The organism is Streptomyces sp. BK022, from assembly GCF_004217355.1.
In the GTDB taxonomy this organism is placed as follows: domain Bacteria; phylum Actinomycetota; class Actinomycetes; order Streptomycetales; family Streptomycetaceae; genus Streptomyces; species Streptomyces griseoluteus.
In genome coordinates, this window is the sequence record NZ_SHKU01000002.1 from 519,003 (window position 1) to 534,486 (window position 15,484).

General features: G+C 71.6%; 12 protein-coding genes. 5 read left to right on the top strand and 7 right to left on the bottom strand.

Annotated elements, in window-relative coordinates; genetic code table 11:
- Positions 1-15 precede the first annotated feature (15 nt).
- The 3 genes from EV284_RS08500 (at position 16) to EV284_RS08510 (ending at position 3,966) form a co-directional block, all read left to right on the top strand.
- Positions 16-1,341 (top strand): PhoH family protein, encoded by a 1,326-nt coding sequence (locus EV284_RS08500; protein WP_030806983.1) that lies wholly within the window; start codon positions 16-18, stop codon positions 1,339-1,341.
- A 400-nt stretch (positions 1,342-1,741) separates the two neighbouring features.
- Entirely contained in the window at positions 1,742-2,461 is a 720-nt protein-coding gene (locus EV284_RS08505) for a transglycosylase SLT domain-containing protein (RefSeq protein WP_207228972.1), read from the top strand.
- Positions 2,462-2,604: 143 nt separating this feature from the next.
- Positions 2,605-3,966, top strand: a complete 1,362-nt coding sequence (locus EV284_RS08510; protein WP_130331934.1) for an AI-2E family transporter — start codon at positions 2,605-2,607, stop codon at positions 3,964-3,966.
- Positions 3,967-3,987: 21 nt separating this feature from the next.
- Here the strand turns inward: EV284_RS08510 and EV284_RS08515 are convergent, their stop codons facing one another.
- Positions 3,988-4,521: an alkyl hydroperoxide reductase gene (locus EV284_RS08515; RefSeq protein ID WP_130331936.1), complete on the bottom strand. Its 534-nt coding sequence runs from the start codon at positions 4,519-4,521 to the stop codon at positions 3,988-3,990.
- Between the two features lie 3 nt (positions 4,522-4,524).
- Positions 4,525-5,079: a peroxiredoxin gene (locus tag EV284_RS08520; protein WP_130331938.1), complete on the bottom strand. Its 555-nt coding sequence runs from the start codon at positions 5,077-5,079 to the stop codon at positions 4,525-4,527.
- Positions 5,080-5,214: 135 nt separating this feature from the next.
- Between EV284_RS08520 and EV284_RS08525 the strand changes: the two genes are divergently transcribed.
- Entirely contained in the window at positions 5,215-6,183 is a 969-nt protein-coding gene (locus tag EV284_RS08525) for a hydrogen peroxide-inducible genes activator (protein ID WP_242625627.1), read from the top strand.
- A gap of 4 nt (positions 6,184-6,187) precedes the next feature.
- Here EV284_RS08525 and EV284_RS08530 read toward each other — a convergent pair whose 3' ends face one another.
- The 3 genes from EV284_RS08530 to EV284_RS08540 are packed head-to-tail and all read right to left on the bottom strand — an operon-like array spanning position 6,188 to position 9,740.
- Positions 6,188-8,533 (bottom strand): FtsX-like permease family protein, encoded by a 2,346-nt coding sequence (locus EV284_RS08530; RefSeq protein WP_130331943.1) that lies wholly within the window; start codon positions 8,531-8,533, stop codon positions 6,188-6,190.
- Positions 8,530-9,219: an ABC transporter ATP-binding protein gene (locus EV284_RS08535; RefSeq protein ID WP_130331945.1), complete on the bottom strand. Its 690-nt coding sequence runs from the start codon at positions 9,217-9,219 to the stop codon at positions 8,530-8,532. Before EV284_RS08535 ends, EV284_RS08530 begins: the two co-directional genes overlap by 4 nt.
- Positions 9,216-9,740 (bottom strand): PadR family transcriptional regulator, encoded by a 525-nt coding sequence (locus tag EV284_RS08540; RefSeq protein WP_130331947.1) that lies wholly within the window; start codon positions 9,738-9,740, stop codon positions 9,216-9,218. Before EV284_RS08540 ends, EV284_RS08535 begins: the two co-directional genes overlap by 4 nt.
- Before the next feature lie 234 nt (positions 9,741-9,974).
- On the opposite strand from EV284_RS08540, the gene EV284_RS08545 reads away from it, so the two are divergent.
- Entirely contained in the window at positions 9,975-12,326 is a 2,352-nt protein-coding gene (locus EV284_RS08545; RefSeq protein ID WP_130331949.1) for a transglycosylase domain-containing protein, read from the top strand.
- Between the two features lie 66 nt (positions 12,327-12,392).
- Here the strand turns inward: EV284_RS08545 and EV284_RS08550 are convergent, their stop codons facing one another.
- Complete coding sequence (locus EV284_RS08550; protein WP_130331951.1) at positions 12,393-14,471, bottom strand: SpoIIE family protein phosphatase; 2,079 nt, start codon at positions 14,469-14,471, stop codon at positions 12,393-12,395.
- A 295-nt stretch (positions 14,472-14,766) separates the two neighbouring features.
- Positions 14,767-15,459: a DUF402 domain-containing protein gene (locus EV284_RS08555; protein WP_130331953.1), complete on the bottom strand. Its 693-nt coding sequence runs from the start codon at positions 15,457-15,459 to the stop codon at positions 14,767-14,769.
- Positions 15,460-15,484: the final 25 nt, after the last annotated feature.

A 15,484-nucleotide genomic window follows, 5' to 3' on the forward strand; every position in this document is an offset into this window, starting at 1 on the left:
GGGGTACGTCCTTCCGTGGTGACCAGCACAAAGCGCCACAAGCCCGACCGGCGCACCTATGTTCTCGACACCAGCGTCCTGCTGGCCGATCCCAACGCCGTGACCCGGTTCGAGGAGCACGAGGTAGTGCTCCCGATCGTCGTGGTCACCGAGCTGGAGGCCAAGCGGCACCATCCCGAACTCGGCTACTTCGCCCGCCAGGCCCTGCGCCTGCTGGACGACTACCGGGTCAGGTACGGCCGGCTCGACGCCCCCATCCCGATCGGGGAACTCGGCGGAACCGTCCGTGTCGAGCTCAACCACTCGGACCCCAGCGTGCTGCCCAGCGGCTACCGCCTGGGGGACAACGACTCCCGCATCCTCGCGGTGGCCCGGAATCTCCAGGCCGAGGGGTTCGACGTCACCGTCGTGTCGAAGGACCTGCCGCTCCGGATCAAGGCGTCCTCGGTCGGTCTGCTGGCCGAGGAGTACCGTGCCGAACTCGCCATCACGGACTCCTCCGGCTGGACCGGCATGTCCGAGCTGACCCTCCCCGGTGAACAGGTGGACATCCTCTTCGAGGAAGGCCATGTGTTCGTCCCCGAGGCGTCCGAGCTGCCCGTGCACACCGGACTGACCATCCAGTCCGAGCGCGGCAAGGCACTCGGCCGCGTCACCCCGGACGGCAACGTCCGGCTGGTGCGGGGCGACCGGGAGGCGTTCGGCATCAAGGGCCGCAGCGCCGAGCAGCGCATCGCGCTCGACCTGCTGCTCGATCCGGACGTCGGCATCCTCTCCATGGGCGGCCGCGCGGGCACCGGCAAGTCGGCTCTGGCGCTCTGCGCCGGCCTGGAGGCGGTCCTGGAGCGCCGCCAGCACCAGAAGGTGATGGTCTTCCGGCCGCTGTACGCGGTCGGCGGGCAGGAACTCGGCTATCTGCCGGGCAGCGAGTCGGAGAAGATGGGCCCCTGGGCCCAGGCGGTCTTCGACACGCTCTCGGCGGTCACCAGCCGGGAGGTCATCGAGGAGGTCACGGCGCGCGGGATGCTCGAGGTCCTCCCGCTCACCCACATCCGCGGCCGTTCGCTGCACGACGCCTTCGTGATCGTGGACGAGGCGCAGTCGCTGGAGCGCAACGTGCTGCTGACGGTGCTCTCCCGGATCGGCGCCAACTCGCGGGTGGTGCTCACCCACGACGTGGCGCAGCGGGACAACCTGCGTGTCGGCCGCTACGACGGCGTGGTGGCCGTCGTGGAGAAGCTGAAGGGGCATCCGCTCTTCGCGCACGTCACGCTGAACCGGTCCGAAAGGTCCCAGATCGCGGCGCTGGTGACCGAAATGCTGGAGGACGGCCACATCTGACCCGTCCTCGGACCACCACAGGCGCCGCCCGGAGAAGCCGAAGAGCTTAGCCGGGCGGCGTCTGTGTGCGCGGGTATTTCCTGAATTCCCTTGGGCCAAACGAGGTGTGAGCTTTCACACGCAACCCGGAATTGCCACTCGCCGCCGGGTTACGGCAGAGTCTCAGTCCTGTCAGGCCCCGCATACGACACACCTGTACCCCGAGGCACGTTCCAGCCCCCCGGCAGGCGCGATCCACGGAGCAAGTCGCCAACTCCATAGCGTCGTCGTATGCCGCCCGAGCATCACGCGGCGCTCCCCGTGCGGGAGTTCCCACCGGGCCCGTGTCTCCTGTGACCCTTCAGTTGGGAGACCAGTGTCGGGGGCACGATTGCGTCCGCCACGGTCACCGAAGCGGGCGATGCTGGAAGGAAACCGTGTGAGCCGGATTTCGGTCCGGGGATTCGCAGTGGCCTCCGCCACCGCGGTCACCGCCGTAGGAAGCGTCGTCGGAGTTGCCTCGGGCAGCGTCGCGCAGAACAACGACGCCGAGCCGACGGCTGCCGACACCACGCTCCTCGCTGAGCTCCCCGCGGATCAGCAGGCGCAGGTCCAGACCGCGTCTCTGACGCAGCAGGCCGACGCGCAGGCCATCGCGGCCGACGCGAGCGCCAAGAAGGACGCGGAGGCAGCGGCCCGCAAGGCCGCCGCCGAGACGGCCATCGCCAAGAAGAAGGACGCCGAGAAGGCGGCCGAGCTGGCGAAGGAGCGGGCCGAGACCAAGGCCGCCGCCGCTGCCAGCCGCAGCGATGTCCGCGACGTCTCCAGCTTCGCTCCCCAGAGCAGCTACTCCGTCGCCCAGATCCAGGCCATGGCCCGTCAGATGGTGGGCGCCGGCCAGTTCCAGTGCTTCAGCAACATCGTCGACCACGAGTCGAGCTGGAACTACCGTGCCGTGAACGCCTCCTCCGGTGCCTACGGTCTCTTCCAGGCTCTGCCCGGCTCCAAGATGTCCTCGGTGGGCGCCGACTGGCAGACCAACCCGGCCACCCAGATCAAGTGGGGCCTCAACTACATGGACAGCCGCTACGGCAGCCCGTGCGAGGCGTGGACCTTCTGGCAGGCCAACCACTGGTACTGAGCGGCTCGTGACACCCGGCCGCGCGCAGCCCCTCCCCTTGACAGGGTGAGGGGCTTTCGCCATGTACGGTCGTCCTCGCACGGCCTCCCCGCGTGACGAAGCACGCCGGAGTGGGCCCGGAACGCGGGGGAAGGGTACGGAACATGACGCGAATGCCAGGATGGCTCGGCCGGCTCGGTGCCGGGCTGACCGAGATGAGCGAGCGCCTGGACGAGCGCCGCGCCGAGGTCCAGAAGGAGCACGCCGGACCCCAGGGCCCTCCCGAGGCGGTGGCCGTACCCGCGCCGCGCCCGGCTCCGTCCGCTCCGCGCCCCGACCCCGCGCACGCCGTGCCGTGGGGAGTGCGGGTCGCGGCCGAGGCGGGCTGGCGCCTGCTGGTGCTGGCCGGCACGGTCTGGGTGCTGATGCGGGTCATCAGCGCCGTGCAGCTCGTGGTGTTCGCCTTCGTGGTCGCGCTGCTGGTGACCGCGCTGCTCCAGCCGACCGTGGCCCGGCTGATGCGGTACGGCATGCCGCGCGGTCCGTCGACGGCGCTCACCGCCATATCGGGCTTCGTGATCATCGGGCTGCTGGGTTGGTTCGTGACCTGGCAGGTCATGGAGAACATCGACACCCTCTCCAGCCAGATCCAGAACGGCATCGACGATCTGCGCAACTGGCTGCTGAAGAGCCCGTTCCACGTCACCGACAAGCAGATCAACCAGATCGCCAAGAACCTGCGTGAGGCCGTCGGAGCCAACACCGACCAGATAACGTCGGCCGGTCTCGAAGGAGTTCAGGTCGTCGTCGAGGCGCTGACCGGCATCCTGCTGGTCTTCTTCTCCACGCTCTTCCTGCTCTACGACGGCAGGCGGATCTGGGAGTGGTTCCTGAAGCTGGTCCCCGCCGCCGCCCGTCCGGGCGTGGCCGGTGCCGGTCCGCGCGCCTGGGCCACCCTGACCGCGTACGTGCGGGGGACGGTGCTGGTCGCGCTGATCGACGCCATATTCATCGGCCTCGGCATCTACTTCCTCGACGTGCCGATGGCGGTGCCGCTGGCGGTCTTCATCTTCCTGTTCTCGTTCATCCCGCTCGTCGGCGCGGTCGCCTCCGGCGCGCTCGCCATCGTCGTCGCGCTGGTGACGCAGGGTGTGTTCACCGCCCTGATGACACTGGTGGTGGTGCTCGCGGTCCAGCAGATCGAGGGGCACGTCCTCCAGCCGTTCATCCTGGGCCGGGCGGTGCGGGTCCATCCGCTCGCGGTGGTCCTCACGGTCGCGGCCGGCGGCATGGTGGCCGGCATCGGCGGCGCGGTGGTCGCCGTACCGCTGGTGGCCGTGACGAACACGGTGGTGGGGTACCTGCGGAAGTACTCGGTCGAGCAGGACTGGCCGGCGACGGAGATCGGGGACCCGGCGGCCGCGGCGGCCGGGGACGAGAGCGCCGTCCCCGCCGAGGCGGAGCCGGCCGGCACCGCCCCCGAGGACACCCGTGAAACCACCGAAGGCCCCGCTCAGCAGGTGTGAGCGGGGCCTTCGGGCGGGGTACTACTCGGCGAGGACGGCCTCGGCGTCGAGGGTGACGCCGACCGCCTGGATCACCGAGGCGATCTTGAACGCCTCCTGGATCACCTCGCGCTCGACACCGGCCTTGCGGAGCACCTGCTCGTGCGAGTCGAGGCACAGGCCGCAGCCGTTGATCGCGGAGACCGCGAAGGACCACAGCTCGAAGTCGACCTTGTCGACGCCGGGGTTGCCGATGACGTTCATCCGCAGACCGGCGCGCAGGGTGCCGTACTCGTGGTCCGACAGCAGGTGCCGGGTGCGGTAGAAGACGTTGTTCATCGCCATGATGGCGGCGGCGGACTTGGCCGCGTCGTACGCCTCGGGCGAGAGGGCCGCCTTCGCGTCCGGCTCCAGCTCACGCAGCACGATGGGGGAGCGCGAGGCGATCGCGGTCGCCAGCACGGCGCCCCAGAGCTGCTGCGCGGGGAGGTCGGAGTTGCCGATGACCGAACCCAGGTTGAGCTTCAGGTCCTTGGCGTAGTCCGGGACGCGGGACTTCAGCGAGTCGAGGGACATGGATCACTCACCCGCCAGCAGCGCGACGGGGTCCAGGGTCTCGTCGCCCTTGCTCCAGTTGCACGGGCACAGCTCGTCCGTCTGGAGGGCGTCGAGGACCCGCAGGACCTCCTTGGGGTTACGGCCGACGGAGCCGGCGGTCACCATGGTGAACTGGATCTCGTTGTTCTGGTCGACGATGAAGACGGCGCGCTTGGCGAAGCCGTCCTCGCCCTCGATGCCCAGGTCGCGCATCAGCTCGTGCTTGGAGTCGGCCATCATCGGGAACGGCAGGTCGGTCAGGTCCGGGTGGTCCTTGCGCCAGGCGTGGTGGACGAACTCGGAGTCACCGGAGAAGCCGAGGACCTGCGCGTCACGGTCGGCGAACTCGTCGTTCAGCTTGCCGAAGGCGGCGATCTCGGTCGGGCACACGAAGGTGAAGTCCTTGGGCCACGCGAAGACGATCTTCCACTTGCCCTCGTAGGTCTTGTGGTCGATCGTCCCGAACTCCTTGCCCTTCTCCAGCGAGACGCAGGCGGTCAGTTCGAACTCGGGGAACTTGTCACCGACAGTGAGCACGTGCTCTCCTTGCAGCGCGGGGACACCCCAGCTTGCGGGATGTCTCCCATGGGTTGGACTGGGCCGATGGTGGCACAGGGTGGATTGATTAGTGAAATAGCTACACTCGGTCTGGTTGATCGGAGGTGGCTATCAGTGACCATCAGTAGTGGCAAACGGAAGCAGCCGACCCTGGCGCAGCTGCGTGCCTTCACCGCGGTCGCCGAGCATCTGCACTTCCGGGACGCGGCCGCCGCCATCGGGGTGAGCCAGCCCGCGCTGTCCGGTGCGGTCGCCGCGCTGGAGGAGACCCTCGGCGTGGCCCTGGTGGAGCGTACGACCCGCAAGGTGCTGCTCTCGACCGCCGGGGAGCGGCTCGCGGTGCGGGCCAAGGCGGTGCTGGCCGAGATGGCCGCGCTGCTGGAGGAGGCCGAGGCGGTACGGGCGCCCTTCACCGGGGTGCTGCGGCTCGGCGCCATCCCGACCGTCGCCCCCTATCTGCTGCCGACCGTGCTCCGGCTGGTGCACGAGCGCTATCCGCAGCTCGACCTCCAGGTGCACGAGGAGCAGACCGCCAGCCTGCTGGAGGGGCTGCACTCCGGGCGGCTCGACCTGCTGCTGCTCGCGGTACCGCTCGGCGTGCCCGGTGTGAGCGAACTCCCGCTCTTCGACGAGGACTTCGTGCTCGTCACGCCGCTCGGTCATGAACTCGGCTGCCGCAGCGGCATCCCGCGCGAGGCGCTGCGCGAGCTCAATCTGCTGCTGCTGGACGAGGGGCACTGCCTGCGCGACCAGGCGCTGGAGATCTGCCGGGAAGCCGGCCGGGAGATCCGGGGCGGCGGCGCGGCCCCGGTCACCACGACCGCCGCCGGACTCTCCACCCTGGTCCAGCTGGTCGCGGGCGGCCTCGGCTGCACCCTGCTGCCGCGCACCGCGATACGGCTGGAGGCGACCCGTGGCAGCAGGGTCCTTACCAGCTCCTTCGCCGGTCCGGCCCCGAGCCGCCGGATCGCCCTCGCCATGCGCACGGCCGCGGCCCGTTCCGCCGAGTACGAGGAACTGGCCGAGGCCCTGCGCGAGGCGATGACCCCACTGCCCGTACGGATCGTGGGCGCGGCGGACTGAGCGGTCACTCGGTACGCAGTCCGTCGGGGCGGGTCATGCGGAGCAGGGGCGGCAGGGTGAGGAGGGTGACCGCGAGGACGACGCCCGCGCCGACGCCGGTCAGCGCCAGGACGTCGGGCCAGACCACGGTCACCTCGGCCGCCGACATCCGCAGCAGCACCGCGCCGAGGCTCACGCCCACCGCCGTGGCCAGCAGCAGGCCCAGCGTGATCGGGAGGGCCGACTGCCACAGCACCGACAGGCCCAGTGTGCGGCGCCGGGTGCCGAACGCGACCAGCGCCGACAGCAGCTTGCGCCGCTCGCGCAACTGCTCCAGCTGGGAGACCAGCAGGCTCGCCCCGATCAGCATCAGCACACAGGACGCGCCGATCAGCATGCCGGTGCGCAGCGAGGTGTACCGGGCGGACGTCTCGGTCGGCGTCACGGCCATGATGTCCGCGACCGGGTCGACCCGCGCCGCGGTGTTGCGCACGTACTCCTGCGCGTCCGGCAGCGCCTGGTCCATCCGTACGAAGACCTCGCCGGACAGCGCCGGTTCGGCTGCCTTCGGGAGCGCGGCCGGGGTGACCAGCAGGCCGTTGGCGCGGGGCATCAGCGAGTCCCCTCGCGCGGTCGCCCAGCGCAGGTGCTCCGGTATCGCGACCGGCACCGAGAGACCCTGGATGTCGGCGTACCCGGGGTCGATGTAGGCGTCGTGGCCGGGACGCAGCACGGCGTCGCGGGAGGCGCGGTCGAACTCGGTGCGGAAGTCCGGGCCGGCGAGGGCGAAGGTGTCGCCGTCGCGGCAGGACGGCAGGTGCGCCAGCTCCCGCAGCGAGGCGCAGTCGCCCACGATCACGTCGAGGGCGGCGTCCGCGTCCTGCGGCTTCTCGCCGAGCGAGGCGGTGGCCAGTCCCACCGAGGCCCGTACCCCCTTGGTCCGGGCGACCGCGGCGGCGGCCGGGCCGACGCGGCTGTGGTCGGAGAGGGCGATCTCCAGCTGGGCGCGGGAGGGGTCCTTCCCGGTGTTCTTCTCGTACTGGCCCTGCACGCCCGCGAACAGCATCTGGAGGGCGATGGCACCGGCCACCGCGACCGCGACGCCGTTGACCGTGCGCGCCGCCGTACCGCTGCTCAACTGGAGTCGGCGCACGGCGAGTTGCCAGGACAGCGGGCCCGGGTCGAGCCGGGCGACGGCGCGCTCCACCAGCCAGGGCAGCAGGGCGGTGACGCCGATCAGGAACAGCAGGACACCGGCGATGACGAGGTACTGGTTGAAGTCGCCGTCCGAACGGCCCTGGCCGATCATCGGGTAGAGCAGCGCCAGCCCGGCGAGCGGCAGCAGCAGCCGCCACCACAGCCGGCGCCGGGCGGGCACGGCGGTACGGACCACGCCGAGCGGCTCGATGACCACCCCGCGCATGGCGAGCAGCGTCACCAGCACCGCGCAGGCCGGGACCGCGAGGGCGACCAGCAGGGCGAGCAGGGGAGAGGGGTCGAGGTAGGCGGGGTAGAAGCTCTCGCCCATGACCGTCACCGACCCGGCGAGCTGCCGTCCGGCCAGGAAGAGGCCCGCGCCGATGACCAGGCCGATCAGCGAGCCGGCCAGCGCCTCGCCCGCCGCGATCCGCCGGGTGGTGCGGCCGTCGGCGCCCACCAGCCGCAGCGCGGCCAGCCTGCGGTCGCGCCGCTCGCCGCCGAAGCGCACGGCGGCGGCGATGAACACCGCGACCGGCATCAGCAGCACCACGAACACGACCAGCACCATCATCAGCAGCACCGGATCAGCCTGTGCGGTGTCCGGCTGCGGGTCGCCGAAGGCGCGCAGCCGCTCGGTCCGGGCACCCCCGGCCTTCGGCTTCAGCCCCTCGGCGCCCGCGTAGTAGACGAGTTCGCGCGGACCCAGCAGCCCCTTGGCGCCGATGGTCCCGGTGATCCGGTACGGCAGCCGCTCGCGCAGCAGCCCGGCGTCGCCGGAGGCGAGGAGTTCGCCCAGCGCGGGGGAGACCAGCATCTCGCCCCTGGCGGGGAAGTGGTCCACGCCCGGCGGCAGCGGGGCCTTCGGGCCCTCGGGTTCGAGGAGGCGGCCGCGGATGGACTTGGTCCGCCACCAGGTGCCGGTGTCCGCCAGCAGCAGGGTGTCGTCGCCCTTGGGGCGCGGGTGCACGGCGAACGTGTAGTCGGTCCGGGCCTCCTCCACCGCGTGGCGCGCGGAGACGACGCCGGGCAGCGCGGTGGTGAGCAGCAGCAGCGCCACACCCATACCGACACCGACCGCGGTCAGCGCCGTACGGACCCACCCCTCGCGCCCCCCGGTCACGGCGAACCGGGCCCCCATCCCCAGGTCACGGGCGTACTGCCGCACGCTCATGCGCTGCGCTCCATGTCCCGCGACCGGCCGTCGCGCACGACGATCTCGCGGTCGGACCAGGCCGCCACCCGTGCCTCGTGGGTGACGAGGACGACGGCCGCGTTGGTCGAGCGGGCGGCGTCGGTGAGCAGCTCCATCACCCGCTCGCCGTTGAGCGAGTCCAGCGCGCCGGTCGGCTCGTCCGCGAACAGCACGCGAGGCCCGGTGACCAGCGCCCGCGCCACCGCGACCCGCTGGCCCTGCCCGCCGGAGACCTCGCCGGGCCGCTTGCGCCGCAGGCCGTCCACCTCGAGGCGCTCCATCCAGGTGAGCGCGGCCCGTTCCGCCTCCTTGCGGGAGGTGCCGTTGAGCCGCAGCGGCAGCGCCACGTTCTCCACGCAGGTCAACTCCGGTACGAGCTGGCCGAACTGGAAGACGAAGCCGAACTCGCCGCGCCGGAGGGCGCTGCGCTCGCCGTCGCTCATGGTGGTCAGCTCGCGTCCGGCGTAGGTGATCGAGCCGGAGTCGGGCCGGACGATCCCGGCGAGGCAGTGCAGCAGCGTGGACTTGCCGGAGCCGGAGGGGCCCATCACGGCGACGACCTCGCCGGGGTGGACCGAGAAGGCGGCGCCGTCCAGGGCCGCGGTGGGGCCGTAGGACTTGCGCAGGCCCCGGGCGACGAGCAGGGAGCCCTCGGGCGGGGTCACGCGACCACCTCCGCGCGCAGTCTGTCGAGGCGTGCCGCGGTCAGTTCCAGCCATCTGAGGTCGGCCTCCAGATGGAACAGGGCGTGGTCGCAGATCAACTGGTCGGCCAGGTCGCCCTTGCGCTTGCGGTCGGTGAGCACGCGCATGGTGCGCAGGTGCTCGGAGCGCTGGGTGTCGAGGACGTCGGCGGCGTCGCGGTGGGTCAGCAGGGCCAGTACGACCTTGGTGTACAGGGTCGAGCGGAGGTAGTCCTCCGGCTTCTCGGGGCTGGCGAGCCAGTGCTCGACGTCCGTGATGCCGGCGTCGGTGATGGCATACCGTTTCCGGTCGGGTCCGTCGCCCGCCTCGATGCCCTCGACCTCCACGAGGCCGTTCTTCAGCAGGCGGGACATGGTCGCGTAGACCTGCCCGTAGGCGAGCGGCCGGTCGTGGCCGAAGGTGTCGTCGAAGGCGCGCTTGAGGTCGTAGCCGTGCCGGGGGCCGGACTCCAGGAGTCCCAGAAGGGTGTGACCGATGGACATGGCGAGCACTCTACACACGGTGTATACCCTCGATGCATAGGGGTGGTCGGAACGGGCAACTCCGCTTTTTCGGGCGTTCCCACGGGCAACCTCGAACCCTTCCTGCCCGTCGGTTCCTTTGGGGTGGGTGCTCATTCTCACGTCCGTAAAAGAGTGGATCGGGCGCTCTTTGTCACATAGAGGGGTGTTAGCTTTCGGAGCTGACCCCGAGACGGAAGCGGAGCCAAGGGACCCATGGGACGAGCGGACGAGAGACGAGCGCGACAGCGCGGCGGCCACCGCGCGGCACCCGGACGCCGTTCGGCAGCCCTGGCCTCCGAACCCTCCGGCGGCCCCGGCGGCAAGCCCGCCAAGGGCCGAATACGCCGGCTCTTCACCTGGAAGAAGATCCTCGGCACGGTCTTCGGCTTCTGCCTGCTGTGCATGGCCGGCTTCGCCGCGCTGTACATGTCGGTCGACGTGCCCGCGGGCAACGCGGCCGCCCAGCGGCAGAGCAACGTCTACAAGTACAGCGACGGCACGGTCCTCGCCCGCGACGGCGAGGTCAACCGGGAGATAGTCGACCTCTCCAAGGTGCCCCGCAAGGTCCAGCTGAGCTTCGTCGCCGCCGAGAACAAGTCCTTCTACACCGACCCCGGCGTCGACCTGAAGGGCACCGCGCGCGGCCTGCTCAACACCCTCGCGGGCCGCGGCAAGCAGGGCGGGTCGACCATCACCCAGCAGTACGTCAAGAACTACTACCTGAGCCAGGACCAGACCGTCTCCCGCAAGCTCAAGGAGATGGTCATCTCGCTGAAGGTGGAGCGCGAGAAGTCCAAGGACGAGATCCTCGCCGGGTACATCAACACCAGCTACTACGGCCGCGGGGCCTACGGCATCCAGGCCGCGGCCCAGGCGTACTACCGCGTCGACGCCCAGGACCTCACCGTCCAGCAGGGCGCCTACCTCGCCGCCCTCCTCCAGGCCCCCAGCCAGTACGACTGGTCCACCGCCACCCCGACCGGCAAGCGGCTGGTCACCGACCGGTGGAACTACGTCCTGAACAACATGGTCAAGGAGCACTGGCTCGACCCGGGCACGCGCGCCGCCCTGAAGTTCCCCGTGCCCAAGCCGCCCAAGGGCGCGCCCGGCATGGAGGGGCAGAAGGGCTACCTGGTCCAGCTGGCCAACTCCCAGCTCCAGCACCAGCTCATGAAGCAGGAGGGCATCTCCCGCTCGGAGGCCGAGGCCAAGGTCGAGGGCCAGGGCTGGACCATCACCCTCAACGTGGACCGCAAGAAGCAGGCCGCGCTGGAGAAGTCGGTCAAGTCCCAGCTCACCGGCAAGCTCGACCCGAAGCGGCGCCCCATCGACGCCGACGTCCAGGCCGGAGCGGTCTCCGTCGACCCGAAGACGGGCCGGATCGTGGCGCTGTACGGCGGCCGTGACTACTACGACCACTTCTTCAGCAACGCGGCCCGCCGCGACTACCAGCCCGCCTCCACCTTCAAGCCGGTCATCCTCGCGGCCGCGCTGGAGCACGGCGCCACCACCCAGAGCGGCACCCTCATCGGCGCCGACACGGTCTACGACGGCACCAGCCGCCGCCAGGTCCTCGACCACGGCTCCCGCGTCGGCTTCGCCCCGCCCAACGAGGACGACGCCGACTACGGCCCGATCAGCGTCCAGACGGCCATGAACAAGTCCGTCAACTCCGTGTTCGCGCAGATGGGCGTGGACGTCGGCATGGACAAGGTGATGGACACCGCGGGGCGGCTCGGCATGGACACCGAGGGCATGCAGGCGGTGCCCGCGCAGACCCTCGGCTCCATGGGCGCGAGCCCGATGGAGATGGCGGGCATGTACGCCACCCTCGACAACCACGGCCGCAAGGTCACCCCGAGCATCATCAAGTCGGCGGAGCAGCAGGGCCGTACGGTCCAGCTGCCGAGCCCGGTCGGCGAGCGGGTGCTCGACCGCACCACCGCCGACACCGTGACCTCCGTGCTCACCGGCGTCGTCGACGACGGCACCGCCCGGCAGTCCGTGGCCAACAACCCGCTGCGGGCCGGGCAGCAGGTGGCGGGCAAGACCGGTACCTCCGACTGCGACCGCTCGGCCTGGTTCACCGGTTACACCCCCGATCTCGTCACCTCCGTCGGCCTGTTCGGCGAGGCGCACAAGGACGGAGTCACCGGCTGCGAGGGCGAGAAGGTCACGCGCTTCGCCCATGTCTCGCTCAAGGGCGCCCTCGGCGGCGGCCGCGTCAACGGCGGCGGGCCCCCGGCCCAGATCTGGGCTGCCTACACCTTCGGCGTGACCCGGCAGGCCCGGTTCGACCTCGACACCGCCCAGGGTGCCGCCGTCGCCCCGACCCCGCCGCCGACCCCCAGCAACACCCCGTCCCAGACGCCGTCGCAGACCCCGAGCAGCGAACCGCCCACCTCGAAGGCCCCGTCCGAGACGCCCAGCGAGACCCCGAGCGACACCCCGACCTCGGCACCGCCCAGCCAGAGCCCGACCCAGACGCCGACCACCCCGCCGCCGTCCGGGGGCCTCACCCCGCGCAACCCGTTCGACCCGGCCCAGCGGGACAAGAGCCAGTAGGCGCCGGACAGATGAGGGGCGCCCGGCGTGATGCCGGGCGCCCCTCGGCGTCGCAGGGGACGGGGGTCAGCCGCGGTGCAGCTCGAACCAGACGACCTTGCCGACGCTGAGCCGGGTCGCGCCCCAGCGCCGGGCCAGCTTGTTGACCAGGTACAGGCCCCGGCCGCCCTCGTCGGTGGCTCTCGCCTGGCACAGCCGGGGAAGCTGCGGCACGTCGTCACCGACCTCGCAGCGCAGCACGTCCGTGCGCAGCAGCCGCAGGGTCACCGGGCGCGTGGTGTAGCGCACCGCGTTGGTGACCACCTCGCTGACCAGCAGCTCGACGGAGTCGGTGAGCTCCTCGAGGCCCCACTCGGCCAGTGCGGTACGGGCCAGCCGGCGCGCCTTGCCCGGCGCCGCGTCCTCCGCGTCCAGCGACCAGTACCGCACATCGTCGGACGCGATCCCGTCGAAGCGGGCCGCGAGCAGGGCGATGTCGTCGTCCCGGTCGCCCGGGCCGAGCATGTCCAGCACCTCGTCGCACAGCGCCTCCAGCGGCGGCGGGTGGTCCGGGCCGGTCAGTTGCGCGGTCGCGGTCAGCCGCTCCCGCAACTGCTCTATGCCCGTCCACACGTCCCGCAGCCGGGACTCCACCAGGCCGTCGGTGTACAGCAGCAGCGTGGCCCCGGCGGGCGCGTCGAGCTCGACCGCCTCGAAGTCCACCCCGCCCACGCCGATCGGCGCGCCCGGCGGCACCCGCAGCACCTCGGCGGTGCCGCCCAGGTGCAGCAGCACCGGCGGCGGATGGCCGGCGTTGGCGATGGTGATGCGGTGCGCGACCGGGTCGTAGACCGCGTACATGCAGGTCGCCATGCGGTCCGTGCCCAGCCGCTGGGCCTGCTCGTCCAGGTGGTGCAGGACCTCCTGCGGGGGCAGGTCGAGACCGGCCAGGGTCTGCGCGGTGGTGCGGAGCTGGCCCATGATGGCCGCCGAGGTCATGGAGTGACCCATCACGTCACCCACCACCAGCGCCACCCGGCTGCCCGGCAGCGGGATCGCGTCGTACCAGTCGCCGCCCACCCGCGCCGTCTCCGCCGCGGGCAGATAACGCGAGGCCAGCCGGACACCGGTGGGGTGGGGGAGGGTCTCGGGGAGCATCGTGCGCTGCAGCTCGTCGGCGATGTACGCCTCGCGGCCGTACAGCACCGCCTTGTCGATGCCGAGCGCGCTGTGCGTGGCGAGCTGCGCCGCCACCAGCAGGTCCTCCGCCTCGAAGGCCAGCCGGTCCGGACGGCGCAGGAACACCGCCGCGCCGATCACCCGGCGCCGTCCGCGCAGCGGCGCGAGGATCGCCCGCTGTCCGGACGGGACGAGCGCCTCGCCGTCCTCGCCGAGCAGCTCGGGCAGCGCGGCGCGGGCGGCCGGGGTGTCCGCGAACACCGGGCGCACCCCGCGCAGCACCTCGTTCAGCGCGCCGCCGGGGCGCACCTCGCACAGCTCGGCGGTCAGCGCGGCCGGGCCCGAGAGCGCGGCCAGCGCCGCCGCCTCGGCGTCCGGCTCCGGGAACGCGGGCGGCAGCAGCAGGCCCTCGGCCTCCCGCTCGTCCGGAATGCGGTCGGTGCGGCGCAGCCGCAGCACCACCGGCCCGGTGGGCCGCTCGTCGCCGACCGGCAGCGGATCGCGCAGGTAGACCAGGATCGCGTCGGAGAAGGTGGGCACCGTGGCGCGGCACAGACCCATGACGATCTCGTCCAGGTCGAGGCCGCGCGCGATGCGCCGGGTGGCCGCGCCGACGAACCGCAGCCGGTCGCCGTCGCGGCGCATGGGCATCGGGCGTCCGGGCGGGCCGCCGCGGCCGGTACGCCGCTCCTGGCCGCCCGGTGCGCGCTCCTGCTCGGCGCCCGGCTGGGCGGGAATGGACTCCGGCGCGGGCCTCGGACGGTGTTCCCCCACGCTGGACTTCGCGCGCGCGGGAGGTTCCCCCATGGGCTCGGCGGCGGCAGGCTGCGAGTGCTCAGGGCCGTTGACTGGGCGCTCCTTCTTCTTGTTCTTCCCCGTGCCCGCGCCGCCCCGGATCTGGGCCGGTGCGCCCAGCAGCGCCCCGCGCACGGCGGGGTCGACGCCCGGCTGGGGGCGTCCGCAGGAGGAAGTGGGCTGCTCCGTCACGCGTGTCGAATCCGTCCGTCCGGGGCTGCGCGCCGGGCGCGCAGGAGATGCCGCCGAAGTCCCGATACCCCGATTACGTGTCCCAGGAACGGAATTCCCGCGTGGTCAGGGGTGGTTTCCGCCGAGCGGGTGAACCCCGCGCCGGCCGCACCGCCGCCCGCCTCGTACCCCTCGCTCACGTGCTGCCGCCCCTCGGTGACATATGGTCAGGCTCTGCGCAGACTCCGGTAGTTGTACCTCGGTGCCCTTGCGGAGGACGATCCTACGGTTGTGGTCCGGGGGCGCATCAAGGGTCTCATGAGGACACGTGCGCGGGCGTACGGTCCCAGTCCTCCGGAAGCGCGGGCACCGACCAGGACGGATCGGGCCGCCAGTGCTGCCAGCCGTCGGTGTACGGAGAGCCCCACGCCTCGATCACCTCCACCGCCCGCCGTCCCGCCGACTTCACCCGCCCGGCGGTCTCCGCGTCCATCAGACCGTCCCGCTGCGCCTGGGCGAACTCGTCCTCGTCCCGCCAGTGCCAGGTGCGGTCCGGGTGGACGGAGATGTCCAGGAAGTGGTCCTCGGAGTCGACCCCGCCGGCCCAACGGGCCAGCGGCTGCTCCAGGTTGACGTACCAGTTCTTGAAGCGCCAGCCCGGTTCCCAGAACAGCCACACCGACCAGGGCTCGCCGGGCCGGGCCAGCTTCAGCACCCCGGTGCCGAACCAGCGGTCCCGCCGCACCACGCGCGGCCTGGTGTAGCGGGACTCCAGTGGCTCCAGGTGGACCGGGGTGCCGTCGGCCAGCACCGGCTTGACGCACTCGGTGCCGGGGGCCAGCCATACGGCGAGCAGCTCGGCGTCGTCCCGGACGACGGTGACGGGACGCGCGATGTGGAACGCGTCGCCCGCGTTCTCCCGGTACCGCCACAGGATCGGGGTGCCGGGGGTCCAGTACGCCGCCGTCGGGCCCGCTTCCGCTCGTCTCACCGCTTCGTCGTCCGCCATGGACAGATATTAGGTGCCGGAAGCA

Coding starts and splice junctions, on each gene's coding strand:
- EV284_RS08505 (WP_207228972.1), top strand. CDS start 1,742: ATGCTGGAAGGAAACCGTGTGAGCCGGATTTCGGTCCGGGGATTCGCA.
- EV284_RS08510 (WP_130331934.1), top strand. CDS start 2,605: ATGACGCGAATGCCAGGATGGCTCGGCCGGCTCGGTGCCGGGCTGACC.
- EV284_RS08515 (WP_130331936.1), bottom strand. CDS start 4,521: ATGTCCCTCGACTCGCTGAAGTCCCGCGTCCCGGACTACGCCAAGGAC.
- EV284_RS08530 (WP_130331943.1), bottom strand. CDS start 8,533: ATGAGCGTGCGGCAGTACGCCCGTGACCTGGGGATGGGGGCCCGGTTC.
- EV284_RS08540 (WP_130331947.1), bottom strand. CDS start 9,740: ATGTCCATCGGTCACACCCTTCTGGGACTCCTGGAGTCCGGCCCCCGG.
- EV284_RS08545 (WP_130331949.1), top strand. CDS start 9,975: ATGGGACGAGCGGACGAGAGACGAGCGCGACAGCGCGGCGGCCACCGC.
- EV284_RS08555 (WP_130331953.1), bottom strand. CDS start 15,459: ATGGCGGACGACGAAGCGGTGAGACGAGCGGAAGCGGGCCCGACGGCG.